The sequence below is a fragment of the Nonomuraea sp. NEAU-A123 genome, from assembly GCF_018603905.1.
Lineage (GTDB): Bacteria > Actinomycetota > Actinomycetes > Streptosporangiales > Streptosporangiaceae > Nonomuraea.
Genome location: NZ_JAHFZZ010000009.1, coordinates 412,709 through 436,189 on the forward strand (window position 1 = coordinate 412,709; position 23,481 = coordinate 436,189).

Below are 23,481 nucleotides of genomic sequence, written 5' to 3' on the forward strand. Positions count from 1 at the left end.
GTCACCTCGCCAACGTGAGATCGGCGAGTTCGGCGTACCGCGCCTGGCACTCGGCCAGAGTGGGCAGCAGCCCGAGCTCCCTGGCCTCCCGCAGGGACGGCGCCGCCGCGTCCTTGTCCGACTGCACCGGGCCAGGCTCCGTGGGCCAGGGCAGGCCGAGCTCCGGGTCCAGCGCGTTGATGATGACCTCCGCGCCCGGAGACCAGGTGCTCGAACACAGGTAGACGACGGTGGCGTCGTCGGTCAGCGGCGCGAACCCGTGCGCGAGCCCCTCCGCCAGATACAGGGCCCGCCGGTTCGCGGCGGTCAGCTCTACCGCGACGTGAGCGCCGTACGTCGGCGAGCCGACCCGGATGTCGAGCACGATGTCGACGATGCCCCCCTGGGCGCAGGTGACATAACGGGCCTGGCCCGGCAGCGCGATGGCGTGCATGCCGCGGATGGTCCCGCGCCGGGACACCGAGCAGTTCAGCTGGGCGACAGACAGCCGATGACCCACCGCCCGCTCGAACACCGGCTGGCTGAACACTTCGAGGAAAAGCCCCCGGTGGTCAGAGTGAACGTCCGGCGTGATCAGAAAGGCGCTCTCGACTCCAAGCTCGGCTATCTCCATGTGCTGACCTTTCAGGCATAGGAAATGGTGCCGTACGTCGAAATGACGGCACCATGATTGGCCGCTGGAGACGCGCGAATCAACCCCTACCGGCCCCCCTAGCGGCAACTATGGCGCAATATGCGATAAAGCCATTCTTTTCCGACTCACTCCCCCTGCGCAGGGTCGGCGCCTTCCGGTGGGACGACCCGGATACGGAGCGGCACGGGGCTTGACGTGCGGACGCGAGCGCCGCGACGGCGGCTCCGCCCGCCGGCGCGGCGACCGGGAACGGCACCGGGAGGCCGGCGTTCTGCCTCCCTCGGCAAGGCTATAGGGCACATAGGGGGACTCGTAAGGGTTGTGTGGAGATAGAGCATGGATAAGCCTATTTTCCAGCAGTTCTGCTGGAATCCATACGATAAGTCCTCAGCGTTGGCGCTGGAGGTAGGAAACATGCGGGAAACAATCTTTTCCACCCTGAATGCGAACGGAAGACCGCGTTGACCGCCACCCCGCCGATCACCCAGGAACACTTTCCGCTCGACCAGCGCGCGCCGGCCGTACGGCTGGCCCGGCTGCTCGACGCCGACTCGGTGACGCCACTGCATGACCCCGACGCCAGCGGCGTGTCCGCGGTCATGGGCCGCATCGCGGGCCACCAGGTGGTCACCTACTGCACCGACCCGGCCATCATGGGCGGCGCGCTCGGCTCCTCGGGCTGCGAGAAGATCGTGGCCGCCATCGACATGGCGGTGCGCGAAGGCTGCCCGGTGATCGGCCTGTGGCATTCCGGCGGCGCCCGGCTGGCGGACGGCGTCGAGTCGATGGACGGCGTCGGACGGATGTTCGCCGCGATGACCCGCGCCTCCGGGCGGGTGCCGCAGATCTCGGTCATCCTCGGCCCCGCCGCGGGAGCCGCCGCCTACGGTCCGGCGCTCACCGACGTGGTGATCATGGCCAAGGCCGGCCGGATGTTCGTGACCGGCCCCGACGTCGTGCGGTCCGTCACCGGTGAGCAGATCGACATGGAGTCGCTGGGCGGAGCCGAGACGCACAGCCGCAAGTCGGGCGTGGCGCACATCGTGGTCGACTCCGAGAGCGACGCCTACGAGTCCGCCCGGCGGGTGACCCTGCTGCTGGCCCACCGCTCCCGCGTCGACCCCCGCGCCGCGCTGGGCGGAAAGGACCTGCGATCGCTGCTGCCGGAGCGGGCGCGGCGGGCCTACGACGTGCGCCCGCTGTTACGCGAGATCCTCGACGACGGCACTCCCTTCGTGGAGCTGCAGCCGCGCTGGGCCGCCAACATCGTCGTCGGCCTCGGCCGCCTGGGCGGCGGGAGCGTCGGCGTGATCGCCAACAACCCGCTGCGCATGGGCGGCTGCCTCGACTCGCTGAGCGCCGAGAAGGCCTCGCGATTCGTCCGCATGTGTAATGCGTTCGGCATTCCGTTGATCGTGATCGTCGACGTTCCCGGTTACCTGCCCGGCGTCACCCAGGAATGGGGTGGCGTGGTCCGGCGGGGCGCCAAGTTGCTGCACGCCTTCGCCGAGGCGGCGGTCCCCCGCGTCACGCTGGTCACGCGCCAGTCGTACGGCGGGGCGTACATCGCCATGAACTCCCGCTCGCTCGGCGCGTCCGCGGTGTTCGCCTGGCCGGAGGCGAGGATCGCGGTGATGAGCGCGGAGGCGGCGGTGGGCATCCTGCACCGGAAGCGGCTCGCCGCCGCGCACGACGACGAGCGCGCGGAACTTCGGCGGCAACTCGTCGCCGAGCACACCCGCGTGGCAGGAGGCGTCGCCCGCGCCGTAGACCTGGGCGTCGTCGACGAAGTGATCGACCCCGCGCAGACCCGGCCCAAGCTCGCCATGGCGCTCGCCGCGGCGTCGGCGACCCGTGGCCGTCACGGGAACATCCCGCTTTAAGACTAAGGAGTGACATGGATCCCATGGCCGACGCCTTGCTGGGCGGAGCCACACCCGGCGAGCTGACGAAGATCCCGCTGCCCAAGGAGTATCCGGCCTCCTACCTCCGGGTGGAGGACACCGAGATGTTCACCGGCATGGACGACAAGGACGTCCGCAAATCGCTGCGCGTCGGCATGGTGCCCATGCCCGAACTCGCGCCGGACGAGGTCGTGGTGGCGGTCATGGCCAGCTCGATCAACTACAACACCGTCTGGTCGGCGACGTTCGAGCCGTTGCCCACGTTCGGCTTCCTCAAGCGGTTCGGCCGGACGAGCGCGTTCGCGGCGCGTCACGACCAGCCGTTCCACGTGCTGGGCTCCGACGGGGCAGGGGTCATCGTCGCGGTCGGCGCGGGCGTGCGACGCTGGCGCGTCGGCGATCACGTCGTGATCAGCCCGATCCAGGCCGACGACCAGGAGCCGGCCACGCACGCCGACGGCATGCTCGGCGCCGAGCAGCGGGTCTGGGGCTTCGAGACCAACTTCGGCGGCCTGGCGCACTACACCCTGGCCCGGGCCAGCCAGTTGGCGGCCAAGCCGGCCCACCTGACCTGGGAGGAGGCCGCCTGCGTCACGCTGTGCGCGGGAACGGTCTACCGCATGCTGGTCAGCCCCCGAGGTGCCCGCATGAAGCAGGGCGACGTCGTCCTCATCTGGGGCGCGGCCGGCGGTCTCGGCGCGTACGCCGTGCAGATGGTCAAGAACGGCGGCGGCATACCCGTCGGAGTCGTCGGCTCGGAGTCGAAGGCCGAGGTCCTGAGAAGTCTCGGCTGCGACGTCGTCATCAACCGCAACGAGATAGGCATGACCGACGACGTCGAGATGACGCCCGAGCAGACGATCACGCTGGGAAAGCGGCTGGGCAAGGCCATCCGCTCGGCGGTCGGGGAGGATCCGCACATCGTCATGGACTACGTGGGCAAGGCGACGTTCGGCATCTCGGTGTTCGTGGTCCGTCGCGGCGGCGCGGTCGTCACCTGCGGCTCCAGCACCGGCTACCAGCACTACTACGACAACCGGTACCTCTGGATGCACCTCAAGCGCATCATCGGCAGCCACGGGGCGAACCTGGAGGAGGTGCGGGAGTGCGTGCGGCTGTTCGACCTCGGGCAGGTGGTGCCGACCCTGTCCACCGTCTACCCGCTGGAGGAGGTCGCGGAAGCCACCCGGCTGGTGCAGACCAACGGCCACATCGGCAAGGTCGGCGTGCTCTGCATGGCGCCGGAGCCCGGAATGGGCGTCACCGATCCCGCGCGGCGCGCCGAGGTCGGCGCGGACCGCCTCAACCCGCTGCGCCACCTGGTGGACGCCACCCCCACCTCCTCGACGCCGGCATAGGCGTGGCTTCCAGGAAAAGGCGGATCTGACAGTGGCTCAGACAGCGGCCGCACACTCGACCGGGATCCTGGCGACCGGTTCGTATCTCCCCGCGGAAGAGATCGCCAACGAGGACCTGGCGAGCCAGGCGGGCGTCGACGCGGAGTGGATCCTCCGCAAGACGCAGATCGAGTCCCGCCGTCGCGCCGCGCCGCACGAGGCGACCTCGGACCTGGCCGTACAGGCCTGCCTGGACGCGTTGAAGCGGAGCGACATCGACATCGGCCGGATCGGCTACATCATCGTGGCGACCTCCACCGGCGACTCCCCCCAGCCGCCCACGTCCTATCTCGTGCAGGACGCGCTGGGCGCGCACTCCGCCGCCTGTTTCGACATCAACGTCGTCTGCAGCGGATTCGTGTACGGCCTCGCCATCGCCGACGGTCTCATCGCGCGCCGCCCGGACACCTACGCCCTGGTCGTCGGCGCCGATCTGTACTCCAGGCAGCTCGACTTCTCCGACCGCCGCACCTCCGTCCTGTTCGGGGACGGATCCGGCGTCGCCATCGTCGGCGCGGTGCCCGAGCCGTCGGGGTTCATCGACTTCGAGCTGTCGAGCCACGGCGCCGCCCACCGGCTCATCGGCATCAAGGCGGGCGGCAGCCGGCACCCGGCATCCCACCAGACCGTCGCGGACGGCGAGCACTACTTCAGAATGGACGGCCGCGGCGTCACGGAGTTCGTGCTGGAGCACGTGCCGCCCGCGATGAAAAGCCTGGTGGACCGCACCGGGTTCGGGCTGGACGAGATCGATGCGTTCTTCCCCCATCAGGCGAACGGTCGCCTGATGACGGAGCTGGTCGAGCGCTGCGGCCTCACCGGCACGCACACCCCACGCATAGTCGAGCGGTACGGCAACATGGGCAGCGCCTCGGTGGCCGTGGCGCTCGACGTGGCCAATCGGTCAGGCATCCTCAAACAGGACGATCTCGTCTTGCTCGCCGGATTCGGCGGCGGCATGTCGGTCGGCGCCTGCCTGCTCCGCTGGACGGCCAGAGCGCCACAGGAGGCGAGATGACCCAGTTCGACAGGATCGGCATCGTGGGCTGCGGGGTGATGGGCTCCGGCCTCGCCGACGTGTGCGCCCGCGCGGGCCTCGACGTGCGGATCGCGGTCTCCACAGAGGCGTCCGTGCCCCCGGGACGGCGTCGCCTGCTCAAGTCACTCGACCGCGGCCTGCGCAAAGGGACGATCACCGAGGAGGAGCGGGACGCGGCGATGGCACGCGTCGTCTTCACCGCCAACCTCAACGATCTCGGCGATCGGCAGCTCGTCTTCGAGGCCGTCCCCGAGCAGGAGTCGACCAAGCTCGACCTGTTCGGCGCGCTGGACAAGATCGTGGAACTCCCCGACGCCATCCTGGCGTCCAACACCTCGTCCATTCCGATCATCAGGCTCGCGCGCGCGACCGGCCGGCCCGGCCAGGTCATCGGTGTGCATTTCTTCAACCCCGTGCCCGTGCTCTCGCTGGTGGAGCTGACCGGGTCGCTGCTGACGACGGATCAGACGAAGGTCCGGACCGAGTCGTTCGTCACCGCGACGCTCGGCAAGCAGGTGATCCAGTCAGCCGACCGCGCGGGGTTCGTGGTGAACGCCCTGCTGATCCCCTATCTCCTGGCGGCCATGAGAATGGTGGAGTCCGGGTTCGCCTCCGCGGAGGTCGTCGACCGCGGCATGGTGCTGGGCTGCTCCCATCCCATGGGCCCGCTGAGCCTGGCCGATCTGATCGGGCTCGACACGGTGGCCTCCATCGCCGACGCGTTGTACGACGAGTTCAAGGAGCCGAGCTACTCACCGCCACCGGTCCTGCTGCGCATGGTGGAGGGCGGGCTGCTGGGCAGGAAGTCCGGCCGCGGGTTCTACGACTATTCCTAGACCCGCTGATCGAAGGCTCGCAGCGCCCCGCGCATCCGGTCGACGACGAGGGCGATGACCTCCCTCGCGTGATCCACGAGATAGAAGTGATCGCCGGGGAAGGTACGCAGCTCGAATCCCGCCGCGGTGTGGTCGCGCCATGCCCGGGCCTCATCGACACTGACCTTGGGATCCTCCTCGCCTCTGAGAGCGAAGATGGGACAGGACAGTCTCGGCCCGGGCAGGTAGCGATAGGTGTCCAGCGCCCGGTAGTCGCTCCTCAGCGCGGGCAGTATCGCGCGGACGAACTCGTCGTCGCCCAGCACCTGCGCGTGGGTGCCGCCTAACGTGCGCACCTCGCCCAGCAGCCATTCGTCCGACCGCCGCTGAGGACCGGCGGGGCGGAGCACCGATGGCGCGGGCCGCCCCGACGCGAACAGCCCCAGCAGCAGGGCCGTGTCACTCCGGTCAAGCCTGCGGGCCACCTCGAAGGCGACGGTCGCGCCCATGCTGTGCCCGAACAGCGCCACGGGCAGACCGGTCCACGGCCGCAACGTCTCCACGACGCGATCGGCCAGTTCTCCGATGCTCTCGACGCCGGGCTCACCGCGCCTGTCCTGCCTGCCGGGGAGCTGGACCGCCAGGACCTCCACCGACGGCGGCGTCATCCCCGAGACCGGGAAATAGAAGCTGGCCGCGCCGCCGGCGTGCGGCAGGCAGACGAGTACGGACGACGCCTCGGGCGAAGGATGATAACGCCGGATCCAGGCCTCATCAGTGTTTACCGCGTCACTCACGGCAATCCCTTTCTCGATCGTTTCGGACCGGGTTAAACCAAGAAAAGCTGTGGACTATATCCGCGGGAACTCGCTGATTCACCTTGGCCGAACCGGCGTGTGAAATCCCTTACCCACCGCCAACAGCCGTGCACATTCCACCCTGCTATCTTTACGATGAACAGGAGAATAACTCATTCAGTCCGGACGCGCAGGCTAGGCCACACCCCTAGGTTTTGCCCGTCGGGTAAGGGGCGCCAAGGGGGGTTTCGTTTCCGCAGGCGCATCCGTGACGAAGTGATGAAATAGCGGACCCCGACGTGATGAAATCCGCGAAACTCCCGAGTTTTGTCCGAATGTATTGACAGGCGGCGTGGCGGCGGTACGAGAATGATAAGAAAGGGTTCGTGCCAGGGCCTGAGACGAGCACGACCCCTCATACTGGCGTAAGGGGGCGAACGAGAAAGACGATGACCCTCATCGAGCGTGACCACGAAATCACAGATCTGGACGATCTGCTAAGGGACTGCATTCACGGCAAAGGCCGGGTCATGGTGATCACGGGACCCACCGGGGTCGGCAAGACCGAACTGGCCTACACCTTCAGCCAGCGCGCGGCCGCGGCCGGCATCACCTGGCTGAGCGCCACCTGCTCACGGACCGACCGCACACTTCCGCTCGGGATGGCCAGTCAGAGCTTCCACAGCGCGGCCTTGCCGATCGAGCACGCCTCGGAGGCGGCCCGGCTGATCGAGGAGGCCGCCTTCAGCGCGAAGTCGATCGGCGAGTCGCCGCACAATCCCGATTGGCTGCACACCGTACAGGGGCTGTGGTCGATAGTCCTGGAGCTCTCCACCAGCTCGCCGGTGCTCATCACCGTCGACGACGTCGAATATTCGGACGCATTGTCATGGCAGCTCCTGCTTAATTTCGTACAACGGCTCAACAATGCCAATGTATTCGTCGTGGTGACGGCGACCGAGAATCCACAGGGGATGGATCCGCTTATTGAGATAGACCTGATGCGCCATCCGCACTGCCGGCACATGAGACTGGGCACGCTTTCCCGGGAGGGCGTCACCAAGATGCTCTGCAAGTCCATGGACCAGGAGACGGCGGAGAAACTCGGCCCGGATTTCCACAAGGCCGGCGGTGGCAATCCGCTGCTCGTCGAGGCGCTGGTCGAGGACTACCTGCACGAGTCGGGCGAATCGCATTCGCTGGTCATTGGAGATGCCTTCTCCCGGTCGGTGCGCGCCCTCCTGCATCGCACCGACCCGACCTCGCTGCGCACCGCCCGCGGCCTCGCCGTACTCGGCGATCTCGCTTTTCCGAACCTGCTGGCCGAATTGCTGGAACTTCCGCCGGCGACCGTTCAGCAGACTCTCAACTATCTCGCCGCCGTCGGTATCGTCGATGGAGCGAGCTTCTGCCATCCGGAGACCCGGTCGGCCGTTCTCGACGACCTCGACCCCGAGCAGCGCAAGGACATGCACCGGCGCGCCGCCCAGCTCCTCCACACGGAGGGAGCGGCCAGCACCGCGGTCGCCGAGCACCTCATCCACGCCGCCGACGGCCTGGAGCCCTGGGCGATGATGGAGCTGCGCGAAGCCGCCGACCAGACGCTGCTCAACGACGAGCACGAGTTCGCCATCCAATGCCTGAGACTGGCGATCGACCTGTGTCACGACGACGCGCGGCGGGCGGCCCTGCGGGCCTCGCTCGCGCGGACTGAGTGGCTGGTCAATCCCGCGGCCACCGCCCAGCACCTCGACCCGCTCATGGCGATGGCGCGAGAGGGCCACCTCGGGTTCGAAGACGTCCGCATGCTGCTGAGGTTCTTCCTGTGGCACGGGCGGCTCGAGGAGGCCGCAGAGGCGCTGCGGCGGCTGAACGCCATGGCCGCCGAATCCGGCGAGAAGGAGACCCTCTTCCGGCTCGGCGTCGCTCATCAGTGGCTGGCTTCGGCCTTTCCCCCGCTTCTGCTCGATGCGGCGGACACCTCTATTGACACCGCCAAACCGGCAGCCGGCGTATGGCAGCTGCAAGGAGCCGCCCTTTTGTCCGGTTTTCTGAGAACGGAGGAGGACGAGCATAAGATTGCGACCGCCGAACGCGTCCTCCAGTCCGCCACGCTGGACGATGCGAATCTTGAAGCCGTGGAATCCTCCATTTTCACCCTGCTCTACTCCGATCAGGCGGATCGAGCGGCCCCACTCTGTGATGTCCTGCTCGAAGAAGCCGTCCAGCGACGCTCCCCCACCTGGCGGGCCGTGCTGGCCGGCCTCCGAGCGCACATCGCCATTCGCCAGGGGGATCTAGCGATTGCCCATAAATATGCCTCTATCGCACTGAATGTATTACCGAGTCGGAGTATGGGGATTCATATCGGCTTGCCGTTGGCCGCCTTGATCCGCACCAACACCGAAATGGGGAAGTTCGATGTCGCGACCCAACTGCTCAGACATCCCATCCCCGCGGCGATCTATCAGAGCCGGTTCGGGTTGCACTATCTCCAGGCACGGGCCTATTTCCACCTGGCGACGGGCCTTTCGCACGCGGCTCTCAACGACTTCCTGAGCTGCGGGAGGCTCATGCGCGCCTGGAACCTCGACACACCCGTGCTGGCGCCCTGGCGCCAGGGCGCGGCCGCCGCGCTCATGCAGATGGGCCAGCCGAACCAGGCGCGAGCCCTCCTCGAGGAACCGTACGACCTGCCCGGCGCCGACTCGCTCAGAGCGAAGGGGGCCACACTCCGACTGCTGGCCGGCACCGGCGACCTCAAGAAGCGGCCGGCTCTGCTCAGGGAGGCCGTCGACATGCTCCAGAGCGCCGGAGACCGGCTGGAGATGGCCTACGCGCTCGTCGACCTGACCCATGCCTTCAACGAGATCGGCGAGCTCCACAAGGCCCGGATGATCGGCTACTGGGCCGACCGGGTGGCCGACGAGTGCCAGGCGGAACCGCTGCGCTGGGCGGTACGGCAGGACGATCCGGCCGAGCAGGAGACGGAGGACACCGAGAGCATGGGCCTGCTGAGCGACGCCGAGCAGCGCGTGGCCTCCCTCGCGGCGCTGGGCTACACCAACCGGGAGATCTCCCGGAAGATCTACATCACGGTCAGCACCGTCGAGCAGCATCTGACCCGGATCTACCGCAAGCTCAACGTCCGTGGCCGAAGGGACCTGCCCGCGCAGTTCTCCTATGTGGAACTACGCTGACTCAGCTCGCCTGATCGGCGTTCTCCTCGATGGTCACGTGCCGGAGCTGGATCGCGGCCATGACGGCCGTGGCCACCAGGACGACCGCACCCGAGATCGCGGCCACCCGCATGCCCTCGGTGAAGGCCGTACGCGCTGTATGGAGCAGGGCCGCCCGCGCCTGTTCCGGAAGCTGGGCGGCCACCTCGACCGCCCCGCCGAGCGTTTCGCGCGCCGTCTGGGCGGCCTCAGGGGGCAGCCCGGCCGGAACGTCGAACGACCAGCGGTAGATCGCCAGCCCGAGGCTGCCCAGGACCGCGACGCCGAGGGCGGCGCCGAACTCGGTACCGGCCTCAAGCACCGCCGACGCCGAGCCGGCCCGCTCCTCCGGCGCCACCGTGACGACCAGATCGGAGGCCACCGCCTGAACGGCGCCGAGTCCGGCGCCCAGCAGCCCCAGGCCGATCACCAGTATCTGGATGCCCGGTTCCCCTTCGAGCTGTGAGAGCACCGCGAACCCCGCACCCGCGAGCAGCATGCCGCCGCCGATGACGAACCCGGGGCGCGCCCATCGCACCACCACCACAGCCAGCATCGATCCGACGAGGGCCATGCCCGCGGCGGGCAACGTCAGTATCCCCGCGACGAACGGGCGCAGCCCCAGCACCAGTTGCAGGTATTGCGCGATGAAGTAGAACAGCCCCATGAGGGCGAAGATGGCGAGCGTGCTGGTGATCAGCGAGATGCCGAACCCCTTGTCCGCGAACAGGCGCAGATCGAGCATCGGGTCGGTCAGCGTGCGCTGCCTCCAGACGAACGAGGCGCCGGCGGCCAGGCCCACGACGACGCCGAGCACGGCGGTCGAGCTCAGGCCCTGTTCGGCGATGTCCTTCACTCCGTAGACGATCGGGAGCACGGCTACCAGCGTCAGTGCGGCGCTCACCATGTCGAGCCGGCCGGCCTGCGGATCGCGATATTCCGGCAGCAGGATCGGCCCGAGCACCAACAGCAGGAGCATGATCGGCACGTTGATCAGGAACACCGAGCCCCACCAGAATCTCTCCAGCATCCACCCGCCCACGATCGGGCCGAGCACGCTGCCCCCGGAGAAGCCGGCGGCCCAGATCGCGATGGCCAGCCGGCGCTGCCGAGGCTGGTGGAACATGTTGCGGATCAACGCCAGGGTGGACGGCATGAGGGTCGCGGCCGCCGCCCCTTGCAGGGCACGCAGGACGATGAGCATCTCGGCGCTGGGCGCGTAGGCGGCCGCGGCGGACGTGATCCCGAAGACGGCGGCGCCGATGAGCAACAGGCGCCGGCGGCCGATCCTGTCGCCGAGCGTGCCCATGACGATCAGCAGCCCCGCCAGCCAGAAGGCGTAGATGTCGACGATCCAGAGCTGCTCGGCCCCGCTCGGCTGGAGATCCGCGCTGAGGAACGGCAGCGCGAAGTAGAGGACCGTGACGGTGATGGAGATCAGCAGGACGGGCAGGACAAGAACTGACAGTCCTATCCACTCTCGTCGTCCGGCGATCTTTGACTCCGTTTCCATCCCACACTCCTCAGATACCGTGTATGAGTGCATACGACGTACTCATCTCCGCCTCCGGCCGGACTTAGGACACGAACCGGGCAATAAATTCCGGCAAAGCGGCATTGGCGGATATATATCACGCCTTTTCGGCGGAGCCTCCGCGCGTTCCATCACGCTTAGCGGTCAATTTCATCACGAACTCATGTGATAGAATTTCACCAGATATCAAGATGCGCGTGACAAAATCTGTGAGGCCAGATGCTCACCTGCGCAGAATGCGGCAGCCCGCTGTGTGCCGCACCTCGGGGGCGACGACCGCGATATTGTTCGCGGTCGTGCCAGGCTCGGGCATATAGAGCGCGTGTGGCCGCGCGCGCACGGCCCTGTTCCGAAGCGCCTCTCCCCGAGCCCGTCAGAGAAGACAACCGGCCACCCAAGCCCGAACCCGCTCCGCGAGCACCTCGCGAAGGGCTCACGTTGGAACGGATCGTGGGCACCGGCATCGAGATCGCCGATACCGAGGGTCTGGAGACGCTGTCCATGCGCCGGGTGGCGACCGAGCTCGGCGTGGGCACGATGTCCCTGTACCGATACGTGACGAGCAAGGACGCGCTGATCGAATTGATGGTCGATCGCGTACACGGCGAGGACAAGAATCTGACGCCCGCCCCGGCCGACTGGCGGTCCCGGCTCGAACTGTCCGCGCTGCGGGAGTGGCGGCTCTATTCCCGGCATCCGTGGGTGCTGCAGGTCATCGCGACCCCGCAGCCGCCGCTCGGGCCGAACGTTCTGGCCGACCTCGAACGGGCCATGGACGCCCTGGACGGTCTCGGTCTCGATCCGGTGATGATGCACTGGGTGACCATCGCGGTAAGCGCTCAGGTACAAGGGGCCGCCCTGCTTCGTGTCAGCGAATGGGAGGCCGAACGGCGGACCGGAGTCACCACGCGGCAGTGGCGCGCGGCCAAGATGCCGATGCTGTCGGAGATTCTCGAATCCGGCCACTTCCCCATGCTGTCGAGCCTGGTGGAGAGGCAGGAGGAAGTGGCCCACATCGACGAATGGCTCTGGTTCAGCATTCGCCGCCTGCTCGACGGGGTCGCCGTCTTCATCGAGGAGGGGGACGTTGAGGAGAGGGAGAAGGCCGGCCGGGCTGGACAGGAGCCGGATCTGCGAAAGGCGCTGTGAGACACGGCCATACTCATTCGGCCACTTTGGTGCGGGTGGTCCACCGGAAGATCGGCGGGTCGGCGGAATCCACGGATACGCTGACCCGCTCGAAATGCTCGTATCCACCATTGCGCGGAATCTTTATCTTTCCCGCTGAGACCACGTCGTGCATGACGTGGAGGGTTCGCGGAACATCGGCGGGGCCACCCTCGAGCGCGACCTCCACGGGTTCGCGCCGGGAGCGAGGCGGCACGGCGGACGAGGAGCCGTTGAAGGAGGGAACGGTCATGTCGGGTACCTCCGATGATCGTGGCCGGCGGCCGGCCGTCGACGATCTCTGATGGACGATCTCTAGGAGAATGCGCCGGCCGGTTGCGGCGCGTGGCCGAATTCGGCGGCGAGGGCGCAGACGTACCGGCCATAGCTGGACGGGAGCAACTCCTCGCCGAGGCGGTGACAGGCCTCGGCGTCGATGTAGTTCATCCGCAGCGCGATCTCCTCGATGCAGGCGATGCGTACGCCCTGCCGCCCCTCCAGCATGTGCACGTACTGGCTGGCCTGCAGAATGGAGTCGGGCGTGCCCGCGTCGAGCCAGGCGAACCCTCGCCCGAGTTCGACGAATTTCGCCTTGCCCCGGTCGAGATAGACCCGGTTGACGTCGGTGATCTCGAGTTCCCCACGGGCGGACGGCTGGACATTCTTCGCGATGTCGATCACGTCGTTGTCGTAGAGATAAAGGCCGACGACGGCGCAGTTGGAGCGCGGATGCGCGGGTTTCTCCTCGATGGAGACGAGCCTGCCGAGCGAGTCCATCTCGGCGATGGCGTAGCGCTCGGGATCGCTGACCGGATGGCCGAACAACACGCAGCCGTCCACGTCGGCGGTGTTCTCCTGGAGGATGTCGTAGAACGAATATCCGTGGAAGATGTTGTCGCCGAGCACCAGCGCCACCGAATCGTCGCCGATATGGTCGGCGCCGAGTATGAAGGCGTCGGCCAGTCCGACGGGCTCGTCCTGGCGGGCGTAGGTGATGTCGAGTCCGAGGTGTGAGCCGTCGCGCAGCAGGCGCGCCAGATTCGGCAGGTCCTCCGGGGTGGAGATCACCAGGATCTCTCTGATATTCGCGAGCATGAGCACCGACAAGGGATAATAGATCATCGGCTTGTCGTTCACGGGCAGCAACTGTTTCGAGACCGCGAGGGTAATGGGGTACAGCCGCGTGCCGTGCCCGCCGGCCAGAATTATGCCTTTCACGAAATACCCTTCCTCAGGGGAAAACCGGGTAGCCAGAATCGATATTCGTTCCCTGAGCATCACACCGGATCACATCAGAATGGACTCCAAGACAACCCTCATTTGCCCCCTACCCCGCCCCCGGTGCCCCCCTATGTCGGCCGCTAAACGGTTGCGCACGGTTTACCGGCGATATGGTTTCCATGGCGAAAGGCAGATCGTGAAGCGACGCACGGCGACTCCGCTCGGGATCAGGTAGGAGATCTTGCGATGAGGATTCTGGTCACGGGGGGCGCCGGATTCATCGGCTCCCACTACGTGCGCACCCTGCTCGAAACCGACGGCGACACACGGATCACCGTCCTCGACAAACTCACCTACGCGGGCAACCCCGCGAATCTGGACCAGGTGCGCACGAGCGACAGATTCGCCTTCGTCCAAGGCGACATATGCGACGAGCGACTGGTCGACCCGCTCGTCGCCGAACACGACCAGGTGGTCCACTTCGCCGCCGAATCCCATGTCGACCGGTCCATCATGGGTGCGACCGAGTTCGTGCGGACCAATGTGGCCGGCACCCAGACCCTGCTCGACGCGGCGGTCCGCAGCGGGCTGGGGACCTTCGTGCACGTCTCCACCGACGAGGTCTACGGCTCGATCCCGGAGGGCTCCTCGCTGGAGTCCGATCCGCTACGGCCCAGCTCCCCCTACTCAGCCTCGAAGGCGGCCTCCGACCTGCTCGCCCTCGCCTATCACCGCACCCACGAGCTCGACGTACGCGTCACCCGCTGCTCCAACAACTACGGCCACCATCACTTTCCGGAGAAGATCATCCCCCTGTTCGTCACCAACCTCCTCGACGGCCGGCCGGTTCCCCTGTACGGCGACGGCGGCAACAGCCGCGATTGGCTGCATATCGACGACCACGTGCGAGGCATCGAACTGGTCCGCGCCGGCGGCCGTCCCGGTGAGATCTACAACATCGGCGGCGGCACCGAACTCACCAACCGGGAGCTCACCGACCTGCTCCTCAAGGCATGTGCCGCCGGCTGGGACCAGGTCTCGTACGTCGAGGACCGCAAGGGCCACGATCTGCGCTACTCGGTCGACTGCACCAAGATCCGCACCGAGCTGGGCTACCGGCCCCGCAAGGATTTCGAGACCGGTTTGGCCGAGACCGTCGCCTGGTACCGCGACAACCGCGCCTGGTGGCAGCCGCTCAAGGCCGAGAGCCTGACCCCGTAGTCCGGATGCTCGCGCGCGGTCAGTGGTCGCGGTGCGGCCAGGGAGAGGCGGCCACCACGATCCCGTACAGCAGGTGGTCGCCGAGCAGCCACAGGCGTTCGGTGAGACGGGCCCTGTCCTTGTGCGGCAGGCCGAGCATGGGCGCGATGGCGGCCTGGAAGACCGCCCAGAACAACAGGCCGTAGGCGGGCCCGGCCCACCGCCGGCGGCGTACGGACTCGGGCAGCGCCCCGAAGATCGCGCCGCCCGCCGCCCCGTACGACCAGTGCATGAGCTCGACGACCGCGGGGCGCCGATCGGGCGGGACGCGGCGGAACAGCCGGGGCGTGGTGCGTTCCAGCACGGCCTCCGGCGGCACCTTCTCCACCAGGCCGAGCGCGGTGGAGAACTGCCTGAGACCGGACATCGCCATGGCACCGATCGCGCCTCGAGCCCCGGCGCGCAGGATTGGCTGGTTCATGACGAGTCGGCCCCCGTTCTTCACAGGGTCGTCTACCGAACGGCGAACCGGATAAACCTGCTGGTCAGGGGAGGCCACCTCGGTCGGTCGAGGTGGCCTCAGGTGGACGTCAGTCCTCGATGTGGATGGCCAGCGCCGGGCAGACCACCGCGGCGTGCCGGACGTCGGCGGCCTGCTCGGCCGGCGGGTCGGGGTTCAGCAGCACCACGATGCCGTCCTCGTCGCGCTGGTCGAACACGTCCGCGGCGGCGACCACACACTGTCCGGAAGCGACACACTTGTCCTGGTCGATGGTCACCTTCATGAGATCCTCTTGCCTGTCGTCGTAGTGGGGGGAAAGTCACCAGGTCACGGGGAGCGAGTAGACCCCGTACACGGACCCGTCGTGCTTGAACGGGATCTCTTCCAGATCCGCGGCCAGTCGCAGGGTGGGGATGCGCTTGTAGAGCGTGCTGTAGACGACCTGCAGTTCCATCCGGGCCAGCGGCTGGCCCAGGCACTGGTGGACGCCGAAGCCGAACGCCACGTGGTGGCGGGCATCGCGCTGGATGTCCAGCCGGTCGGGGTCGGGGAAGGCGTCGGGGTCGCGGTTGCCGATGTCGTTGGCCATGATCAGCCCGTCGCCGGCGCGGATGATCTGCCCGTCGAGCTCGATGTCCTCCAGCGCCAGCCGGCGCCGCCCGTTGTGCGTGATGTGCAGGTAGCGCAGCAGCTCCTCGACCGCCGAGGAGACCAGCTTCGGATCCTCGGTGTCACGCAGGAGGGCCAGTTGGCCGGGGTTCTCCAGCAGGGCGAGCGTGCCAAGCGCGATCATGTTCGCGGTGGTCTCGTGCCCGGCGATCAGCAGCAGCACCCCGATCCCGGCCGCGTCCCGCTGGGACAGCTCCCCGGTCTTGATCCGCTCGGTCAGCCCGGACAGCAGGTCGTCACCGGGGTTGGCGAGCTTCTCGTCCAGCAGGTTGTGCAGGTAGCCGCCCAGATGGCCGAGGGCGGCCGCCCGCTGCTCGGTGCTCGCCTCCCGGTTGATGATGGTCTTGCTGTTCTCCTGGAAGAAGTCGTGGTCGGCGTACGGCACACCGAGCAGCTCGCAGATCACCAGCGAGGGCACCGGCAAGGCGAACGCCGTCACCAGGTCGACCGGCTTCGGGCCGGCCAGCAGATCGTCGATCAGGTCGTCCACGATCTTCTGTACGGCCGGCCGCATCGCCTCCACCCGCTTGATGGTGAACGGCGCCGTCACCATCCGCCGCAGCCGCGCATGCTCGGGATCGTCCATCAGGATGAAGCTGATGGGCGACGAGCCGTTGAGAGGGGCCGGGCTCGGGTAACCGGGCCGGGTGATGTCGGAGCTGACCCGCGGGTCGGCCAGCAGTGCCCGCTGCTCGGCATAACGGGTCACCACCCACGGGGTGCTGCCGTCCCACAGGCGGACCTTGGAGAGCGGGCCCTCCGCCTGCTTGGCCTGCAGAGCCGGCGGCGGATCGAAGGGGCAACCCTTCGCCCTGGCCATCGGATACTCCGGAATCTCAGCCGGATTCAAGGTACTTGTCATGAATTCCTCCAAAGTCAGGGAGCCGGTACGAGGTCGGAGAGCGCGTCGACGACGTCCTGCCGGCGCAGGCGGGTCTGTTTGGGCATGTTCCAGCCCAGTACGCCGGTGACTCTGCCGTCGCGGCGGTAGAGCGCGACGAAGCGGCGGGCCGCCTGGTCGCCGTCCACCACGGTCACCTCGGCGTCGACGGGCAGCACTCCATGTACCTGGATCTTGGCGTCGAACTGGTCGGTCCAGAAGTAGGGCACGGGACAGTAGGGCTGGTCATCGCCGAGGACGTTCGCCGCGACGATGCCGGCCTGTTCGGAGGCGTTGGTCCGGTTCTCCAGCCGCAGCAGCGCGCCGAGTTTGTCGTGGTGCCACCGGGCCACGTCGCCGACCGCGTAGATTCCCTCGGCGGCGCGGCAGCGGGAGTCGCACACCAGCCCGTTGTCCAGCCGCAGGCCGCTGCCGGTGAGCCATTCGGTCGCCGGGTCGGCCCCGATCGCCACTACGACCACGTCGGCGGGCAGCACTTCGCCGGTGTCCAGGCGCACACCCGTGACCCGCCCCTGGTGGCCGGTCAGCCCGCTGACCCCGGCGCCGAGGCGCAGGCGGACCCCGCGCTCGGTGTGCAGGTCGGCGAGCATCCCCGCGACCGAAGGCCCGATCTGGCCGGCCAGTGGGGCCGGCCGGGGACCGGCCATCGTGACCTCAAGGCCCATGCCGTGCGCCGTGGCGGCGATCTCGGCGCCGAGCACGCCCTCCCCCACGACCACGAGCCGCGAGGAGGCCAGCAGATCCGCCCGCAGCGCCACCGCGTCGTCGAGCGTACGCAGCACGTGGACCCCGGCCAGCTCCGCCTGCCCGGCGAACGTCCGGGGCCGCAGTCCGGTGGCCACCACGACGGCGTCGGCCCGCAGGGCACGCCCGGACGCGGTGTGGACGGTGCGTCCGGCCGCGTCCAGGCCGACGGCCGGGTCGGCGAGGATGAACTCGGCGTCCAAGGTGGACAGAGCCGTCTGCGGCCGTAGCTGAACCCGTTCGGGGTCCCAGGCGCCGGAGAGGACCTGTTTGGACAGCGGTGGCCGATCGTAGGGCAGGTGCGGCTCGGCACCGAGGACGGTCAGGCCGCCCTGGTACCCCTTGCGCCGCAACGCCTCCGCGGTGGCCAGCCCGGCGGCGGAGGCGCCGACCACCAGGACGCTGGAGGGAGCGTTCACGCGGTCTCGCCCGGCGTGAGTGCGCGGTTGACCTTCATCGAGACTTCCTCCTCTTCACGGCGTGACCGGTGCCAGCCACAGCCCGACGATGGCGTCGATCAACCCGGTCGCGGCGTCGTGCCAGCTCGATCGGGGTGTGGGGGTGCCCTCGGCCAGGGCGCGCTCGCGCTCGGCGCACACGTGCACCATGAGCTGACGGGCCATGTCATGGCGCTCGACCCGCACGGCGACCGGCAGCTCGGGCAGGCACCGGTTGAGCCCGTCGAGGATCTGGAGCAGCGCGCGCGAGCTGAGAGCCTCCTCGATCATGATCTCGCGGAAGGCGGGGTCGGTCATCACCTGGGCGCCGAACCGGGCGAACCAGGTGGGGTTGCCCAGGGCGGCCAGGTGCTCGGCGCTCGGGCGTACCAGGCAGGCCACCCAGTCCCGTACGTCCGAGCTGTCGCCGATCTCGGCCAGCATCCGCGTACGCACCCGCTCGATCCGCTCGGCGTGTTTGCGCACGATGGCGCGGACGAGATCGGTCTTCGTGCCGAAGTGATAGCCGACCGCGGTGTTGTTCCCCTGCCCCGCGGCCTCGCTGACCTGACGGTTGGACACCGCCATCACCCCGTGCTCGGCGAACAGCCGCTCCGCCGCCGTCAGGATCGACTCCCGGGTCGCGCCGGCCCGATCGGCCCGGACGGTCCGGCCGGCCACGCTCACCACCGCACCGGGACTTCGCTCAACCCGCCGACGGCGAGTCCTTCGACCCGCCGCAGGTCCGCCACCGGGACGGCGAGTTCCAGGGAGGGGAGCCGGCGCAGCAGCACCTCGAGCACCGCCTGCAACTCGGTGCGGGCCAGCGCCTGTCCCAGACACGAGTGCGCCCCGGCGCCGAAGGCCAGGTGGAGGTTCGGGCTGCGGCCGAGGTCCATGTCGTCGGCGCCCTCGAACGCGTTCTCGTCGCGGTTGGCCGCGGCCATGCTGCACACCACGGTCGTCCCGCCCGGCAGCACGGTCCCGGCGACCTCCATGTCCTCACCGAGGTAGCGCGGCATGCCGAACCCCGCGTTGGCGTCGAACCGCAGCGCCTCTTCCACCGCCGTGCGCACGAGCGACCGGTCCGCCAGCACTCGCTCCCAGCGGCTCCGGTCGGCCAGCAGCATCGCCACCATCTTGCCGATCATGTTCGCCGTGGTCTCGTGCCCGGCGACCAGCAGACCCATGCCGGTGGCCACCAGGGTCGCGTCGGACAGCCGCCCGCCGTCGGCGTCGGTGTTCGTGATGAGCTCGCTGAGCAGGTCCTCGCCCGGTTCGGCGCGCTTGGCGATGATGTGGGCGGCCATGTACTGGACGAACTCGGCCTGCGCCGTGTCGATCTGCGCCTGCGTGTAGCGGGTCAAGTTGAGCAGCGTGTCAGACCAGTACGCGAACTGGTCGCGGTCCGAGTCCGGCACCCCGAGCAGATCGCAGATCACCCACACCGGCAGCGGGAAGCCCAGGCTCGCCTTGAGATCCGCCGGCTGACCCCGCTCGAGCATGTCGTCGATGAGCCGCTCGGCCATCGCCTCCATCCCCGGCCGCAGCGCGGCCATGCGCTTGACGGTGAACCACTTGCTGATCATCCGCCGCCAGCGCTGGTGCGCCTCACCGGACTGCGGTATCGCCGTCGCCATCTCGCTGTTGAAGACGCCACCCGACTCGCTGTCGGAGATCCGGGCCGCGTCGTCCATGTGCGTCGGCCGGGTGAACCGCGGGTCGGACAGCACCCGCTTGACGTCCTCGTAGCGCGTCACCAGCGACGCCTCGTCGCCGCTGGGCAGCGTCACCCGCGCCACGGGGCACTTCTGCTGGAGCCGCGCCCATTCCGCCGGCGGCTCCAGCGCCGCGTCACTGGGAATCGGGTAGATCAGGACTTGCTCGCCGTCACCTTGGCTCACCACGACCTCCTCCGAACCGACGGTCAGTTCGTGGTCAGTAAACCCGTACTGTTAGATTAAGTCAAGCGACTGATTTAAGTCCTGTCGAGTCGTCCCCAACTCTTCTGACGGAGGCTTCACCCATGCCCGCTGTCCCCGCTCACGCCCGGGCATCCGGCCCGCCGCAGGCGAACACCGTCGTGGTGGTGCTCGCCCTCGCCGGGATCGTGGTCTCGCTGATGCAGACCCTGGTGATCCCGCTGATCCCCCAGCTCCCGAGGCTCTTGAGCGCCCCGGCCGCTGACACAACCTGGGCGATCACCGCCACGCTGCTCGCCGGCGCCGTCGCGACGCCGACGGTGGGACGGCTGGGCGACATGTACGGCAAGCGACGCATGCTGCTGATCAGCCTGGTCCTGCTGGTGACCGGCTCGGTCGTCTGCGCTCTCGCCGGCACGTTGACGCCCATGGTCGTCGGACGGACGCTGCAGGGCCTGGCCGCCGGTGTCATTCCGCTCGGCATCAGCATCATGCGCGACGAACTACCCGCCGAGCGCCTCGGCTCGGCGACCGCGCTGATGAGCGCCTCGCTGGGCGTGGGCGGCGCGCTCGGCCTGCCCGCGGCCGCCTTCCTGGCCGAACGCACCGACTGGCACGTGCTGTTCTGGACGGCGGCGGCCCTCGGCGCCCTCGCCACCGTGCTCGTGCTGACTCTCGTGCCGGAGTCCAGCGTGCGTACCGGAGGCCGCTTCGACCTGGTGGGCGCGGCGGGACTGTCGATCGCGCTGGTGTGCCTGCTGCTGGCGATCTCCCAGGGCGCCGGCTGGGGCTGGACCAGCGCCCTGACCATCGGCCTGTTCGGCGCGGCGGTCGTCGCGCTGGCGCTGTGGGGCTGGTGGGAGCTCCGGAACAGGCAGCCGCTGGTGGACCTGCGCACCACCGCGCGCCGTCAGGTGCTGCTCACCAACCTCGCCTCCGCCGTGTTCGGCTTCGCGATGTTCGCGATGTCCCTGGTGCTCCCGCAACTCCTGCAGATCCCGAAGGCCACCGGCTACGGGCTGGGAGAGTCGATGCTGACCGTGGGCCTGGTGATGGGCCCCTCCGGCCTGGTGATGATGGCCATGGCCCCGCTGTCCGCGCGGATCTCGAAGGCCAGGGGCCCCAAGGTGACCTTGATGTGCGGTGCGCTCGTGGTCGCCGCCGGCTATGGCCTGAGCATCGCGCTGATGTCCGCCATCTGGCACCTGGTGCTCGTCTCCGCGGTGATCGGGGCCGGGATCGGACTCGCGTACGGCGCCATGCCCGCGCTCGTCATGGCGGCCGTGCCCGTGTCGGAGACGGCCGCCGCCAACAGCCTCAACACGCTGATGCGGGCCATCGGCACCTCGATCTCCAGCGCGGTCTCCGGCGTGGTCCTGGCCCAGATGACCATCACGCTCGGCTCGGTCACCCTCCCGTCCCAGAACGGCTTCCGCCTGGTCATGGCCATCGGCGCGGGCGCCGCGCTCGTCGCTCTCGCCTTCGCGGCCTTCCTGCCCGGCCGGCGCCCGGCTTCCGCCACACCGACCACGCACCCCGCCGCCGCGCGGGTCTGATCTAGCCCTTGATCGCGCCCTGGGTGATGCCGTTGACGAAGCTGCGCTGGAAGATGAGGTAGACGACCACGATCGGGGTGATGACGATCAGGCCGGCCGCCGACAGCAACGGGATGTCGGTCGAGTACTGGCCGACGAAGAGTCCCAGACCGCCCGGGGCGGTGCGCCGCTCCGGGTCCTGCATCATGACCAGCACCAGCAGGAACTGGTTCCACGACCACATGAAGTACAGGACCGACAGGGTGGTGATCGCCGGCCACGAGATCGGCAGCAGCACCCGCGCCAGCACGACGATGTCCCGGGCGCCGTCGATGCGCGCCGCCTCGACGAGCTCGTCGGGGATGTTGGAGAAGTGCGAGCGCATCCAGTACACGCCGAACGGCATGAACAGCGCCACCTCGGCGAGGATGATGCCGAGGTAGGAGTTGGTGAGGCCGACCTCACGCAGGTTGAAGTAGAGCGCCACGACGATGAGCTCGATCGGCAGCGTGAGTCCCAGCACGAAGCCGGCCGTCACCGTCTTGTGGCCCCAGACCTTCAGGACCGTCAGCCCGTATCCGGCCAGCGTGGCCAGCACCAGCGCGAGCGGCACCACGCACACCGAGATCAGCACGCTCGACCGCATGAGGGCGGTGAAGTTGCCGCGCTCCCAGGCCAGCGCCAGGGTCTGCCACGACCAGTGCTCAGGGATGCTCAGCCCGTTGAGCTGCGCGCCCGGCGGATGCAGGGCGGCCAGGATGATGCCGGCGAACGGCAGCAGTACCATGACCGCCAACAGGACAAGTACGCCATACCGGATGCTGACCCCGCCGCGCATGCTCAACTCTCATCCCTGGTGAAGTATCGGATGGCGCTGACCACGGCGATCACCAGCACGGTCAGCACGACCGCCAGCGCGCTCGCGCCGCCGATGTCGCCCTCGTTGAAGGCCAGCCGGTAGACCAGCAGGGCGGGCACGTTGGTCTGACCCGCCGGGCCGCCGTTCGTCGTGGTGAAGACGAGGTCGAAGCTGGCCAGCGCGGCGATCGTGGTGATGACGCCGGCGATCGTGATCTCCTTGCGCACCCCGGGCAGGGTGACGTGGAGGAACTGCCGCCACGAGTTCGCGCCGTCGAGCGTCGCCGCTTCGTACAGAGACGGGTCGATCTTCTGCGCGCCGGCCAGGAAGAGCATCATGCACAGCCCGCTCATCGCCCAGGTCCCGATGAACCCGAGCGCGACCAGCGCCAGTTGGTAGTCGCCCAGCCAGGCCCGGGTGATCCCGCCCAGCCCCACCAGGTCCAGGAGCTGGTTGACGACGCCGGTGTCGCTGTAGAGCCAGCGCCAGGTGATGCCGACGGCCACCAGCGGCAGCACCTGGGGAAGGAAGAAGACGATCCGGAAGAACGTCATCCCGCGCCGCACCTTGCCCATCAGCAGGGCCGTCATGAACAGCCCGACGCAGATGGGGATGAACGAAAAGAAGACGATCAGCACGAGGCTATGCAGAATGGCCTCGTACAGCGCCGAATCCCGAAAAATCTTGATGTAGTTGTCCAGGCCCGCCGAGGTCGCCGGCAGGATGCCGTCCCAGTTCAGGAAGGACAGGCGCAACGTGTTCAGCGCCGGCCAGATGGCGAAACCCAGATACACGGCGAGCGCGGGAAACACGTAGAGCCAGCCGCGGGCCCGTCCGCCGCGCCAGTGGGGGCGGCGGACGCGCCTGCTGCCGGCCGCCCGCTCCCCGCCGCGGGCCGAGGTGGCCCGCGGCGGGGAGATGGACGTGGTCAGATCACGAGCCATGGTGTCCGTCCCACGACACCTGCAAGGAGCGCAGGAAGTCGT

Annotated in this window: 21 protein-coding genes; 8 read left to right on the plus strand and 13 right to left on the minus strand. The window is 68.3% G+C overall.

All coding sequences use genetic code 11. From position 1 onward, the window contains the following. Position 1: 1 nt before the first annotated feature. Positions 2–613, minus strand: coding sequence for a dTDP-4-dehydrorhamnose 3,5-epimerase family protein (locus KLK06_RS29570; protein ID WP_250906176.1), 612 nt, complete (start codon positions 611–613; stop codon positions 2–4). Between the two features lie 500 nt (positions 614–1,113). Here KLK06_RS29570 and KLK06_RS29575 point away from each other — a divergent pair, with 500 nt between their 5' ends. The 4 genes from KLK06_RS29575 to KLK06_RS29590 are packed head-to-tail and all read left to right on the plus strand — an operon-like array spanning position 1,114 to position 5,810. Then, positions 1,114–2,517 (plus strand): acyl-CoA carboxylase subunit beta, encoded by a 1,404-nt coding sequence (locus KLK06_RS29575; protein ID WP_214639019.1) that lies wholly within the window; start codon positions 1,114–1,116, stop codon positions 2,515–2,517. Between the two features lie 14 nt (positions 2,518–2,531). Continuing rightward, positions 2,532–3,896: a crotonyl-CoA carboxylase/reductase gene (gene ccrA / locus KLK06_RS29580; protein WP_214638900.1), complete on the plus strand. Its 1,365-nt coding sequence runs from the start codon at positions 2,532–2,534 to the stop codon at positions 3,894–3,896. Positions 3,897–3,927: 31 nt separating this feature from the next. After that, positions 3,928–4,953: a 3-oxoacyl-ACP synthase III family protein gene (locus KLK06_RS29585; protein WP_214638901.1), complete on the plus strand. Its 1,026-nt coding sequence runs from the start codon at positions 3,928–3,930 to the stop codon at positions 4,951–4,953. Next, positions 4,950–5,810, plus strand: a complete 861-nt coding sequence (locus KLK06_RS29590; RefSeq protein WP_214638902.1) for a 3-hydroxybutyryl-CoA dehydrogenase — start codon at positions 4,950–4,952, stop codon at positions 5,808–5,810. Before KLK06_RS29585 ends, KLK06_RS29590 begins: the two co-directional genes overlap by 4 nt. Here the strand turns inward: KLK06_RS29590 and KLK06_RS29595 are convergent. Then, entirely contained in the window at positions 5,807–6,586 is a 780-nt protein-coding gene (locus KLK06_RS29595; protein WP_214638903.1) for a thioesterase II family protein, read from the minus strand. The two genes, KLK06_RS29590 and KLK06_RS29595, sit on opposite strands and share 4 nt — an antisense overlap. A 449-nt stretch (positions 6,587–7,035) precedes the next feature. Between KLK06_RS29595 and KLK06_RS29600 the strand changes: the two genes are divergently transcribed. Then, a complete protein-coding gene (locus tag KLK06_RS29600; RefSeq protein ID WP_214638904.1) occupies positions 7,036–9,786 on the plus strand; it encodes a LuxR family transcriptional regulator in 2,751 nt (916 codons plus the stop codon). Between the two features lies 1 nt (position 9,787). Here KLK06_RS29600 and KLK06_RS29605 read toward each other — a convergent pair whose 3' ends face one another. Further along, the gene (locus KLK06_RS29605; protein WP_214638905.1) at positions 9,788–11,317 is read right to left on the minus strand and encodes an MFS transporter; all 1,530 of its coding nucleotides are present in this window, start codon (positions 11,315–11,317) and stop codon (positions 9,788–9,790) included. Between the two features lie 459 nt (positions 11,318–11,776). Here KLK06_RS29605 and KLK06_RS29610 point away from each other — a divergent pair, with 459 nt between their 5' ends. Beyond that, the gene (locus KLK06_RS29610; RefSeq protein WP_214638906.1) at positions 11,777–12,487 is read left to right on the plus strand and encodes a TetR/AcrR family transcriptional regulator; all 711 of its coding nucleotides are present in this window, start codon (positions 11,777–11,779) and stop codon (positions 12,485–12,487) included. A 13-nt stretch (positions 12,488–12,500) separates the two neighbouring features. Here KLK06_RS29610 and KLK06_RS29615 read toward each other — a convergent pair whose 3' ends face one another. Both KLK06_RS29615 and rfbA read right to left on the minus strand, forming a co-directional pair. Next, a complete protein-coding gene (locus tag KLK06_RS29615) occupies positions 12,501–12,758 on the minus strand; it encodes a DUF5988 family protein (protein ID WP_214638907.1) in 258 nt (85 codons plus the stop codon). Positions 12,759–12,820: 62 nt separating this feature from the next. Further along, positions 12,821–13,723: a glucose-1-phosphate thymidylyltransferase RfbA gene (gene rfbA, locus KLK06_RS29620; protein WP_214639020.1), complete on the minus strand. Its 903-nt coding sequence runs from the start codon at positions 13,721–13,723 to the stop codon at positions 12,821–12,823. A gap of 249 nt (positions 13,724–13,972) precedes the next feature. Here rfbA and rfbB point away from each other — a divergent pair, with 249 nt between their 5' ends. Continuing rightward, positions 13,973–14,947, plus strand: a complete 975-nt coding sequence (gene rfbB / locus KLK06_RS29625) for a dTDP-glucose 4,6-dehydratase (protein WP_214638908.1) — start codon at positions 13,973–13,975, stop codon at positions 14,945–14,947. A 19-nt stretch (positions 14,948–14,966) separates the two neighbouring features. On the opposite strand, the gene KLK06_RS29630 is transcribed toward rfbB, so the two are convergent. The 6 genes from KLK06_RS29630 to KLK06_RS29655 all read right to left on the minus strand — a co-directional run bounded on the left by KLK06_RS29630 (position 14,967) and on the right by KLK06_RS29655 (position 20,083). After that, positions 14,967–15,407 (minus strand): hypothetical protein, encoded by a 441-nt coding sequence (locus tag KLK06_RS29630; protein ID WP_250906179.1) that lies wholly within the window; start codon positions 15,405–15,407, stop codon positions 14,967–14,969. A gap of 109 nt (positions 15,408–15,516) precedes the next feature. Continuing rightward, positions 15,517–15,711 carry a ferredoxin gene (locus tag KLK06_RS29635; protein ID WP_214638909.1) on the minus strand — a complete coding sequence of 65 codons (195 nt, stop codon included), beginning with the start codon at positions 15,709–15,711 and terminating at the stop codon, positions 15,517–15,519. A gap of 36 nt (positions 15,712–15,747) precedes the next feature. Then, positions 15,748–16,959, minus strand: a complete 1,212-nt coding sequence (locus tag KLK06_RS29640) for a cytochrome P450 (RefSeq protein ID WP_214638910.1) — start codon at positions 16,957–16,959, stop codon at positions 15,748–15,750. A gap of 14 nt (positions 16,960–16,973) precedes the next feature. After that, on the minus strand, positions 16,974–18,161 hold the full coding sequence (locus KLK06_RS29645; protein WP_214638911.1) for an NAD(P)/FAD-dependent oxidoreductase: 1,188 nt from the start codon (positions 18,159–18,161) through the stop codon (positions 16,974–16,976). A gap of 54 nt (positions 18,162–18,215) precedes the next feature. Beyond that, the gene (locus KLK06_RS29650; protein ID WP_214639022.1) at positions 18,216–18,860 is read right to left on the minus strand and encodes a TetR/AcrR family transcriptional regulator; all 645 of its coding nucleotides are present in this window, start codon (positions 18,858–18,860) and stop codon (positions 18,216–18,218) included. 2 nt (positions 18,861–18,862) lie between these two features. Beyond that, positions 18,863–20,083 carry a cytochrome P450 gene (locus KLK06_RS29655; RefSeq protein ID WP_374197157.1) on the minus strand — a complete coding sequence of 407 codons (1,221 nt, stop codon included), beginning with the start codon at positions 20,081–20,083 and terminating at the stop codon, positions 18,863–18,865. A 122-nt stretch (positions 20,084–20,205) separates the two neighbouring features. Here KLK06_RS29655 and KLK06_RS29660 point away from each other — a divergent pair, with 122 nt between their 5' ends. Continuing rightward, complete coding sequence (locus KLK06_RS29660; protein WP_214638913.1) at positions 20,206–21,657, plus strand: MFS transporter; 1,452 nt, start codon at positions 20,206–20,208, stop codon at positions 21,655–21,657. Position 21,658: 1 nt separating this feature from the next. Here the strand turns inward: KLK06_RS29660 and KLK06_RS29665 are convergent, their stop codons facing one another. Both KLK06_RS29665 and KLK06_RS29670 read right to left on the minus strand, forming a co-directional pair. Then, positions 21,659–22,423 carry a carbohydrate ABC transporter permease gene (locus KLK06_RS29665; RefSeq protein WP_374197161.1) on the minus strand — a complete coding sequence of 255 codons (765 nt, stop codon included), beginning with the start codon at positions 22,421–22,423 and terminating at the stop codon, positions 21,659–21,661. A gap of 53 nt (positions 22,424–22,476) precedes the next feature. Further along, the gene (locus KLK06_RS29670) at positions 22,477–23,439 is read right to left on the minus strand and encodes a carbohydrate ABC transporter permease (protein ID WP_214638914.1); all 963 of its coding nucleotides are present in this window, start codon (positions 23,437–23,439) and stop codon (positions 22,477–22,479) included. Positions 23,440–23,481 lie beyond the last annotated feature (42 nt).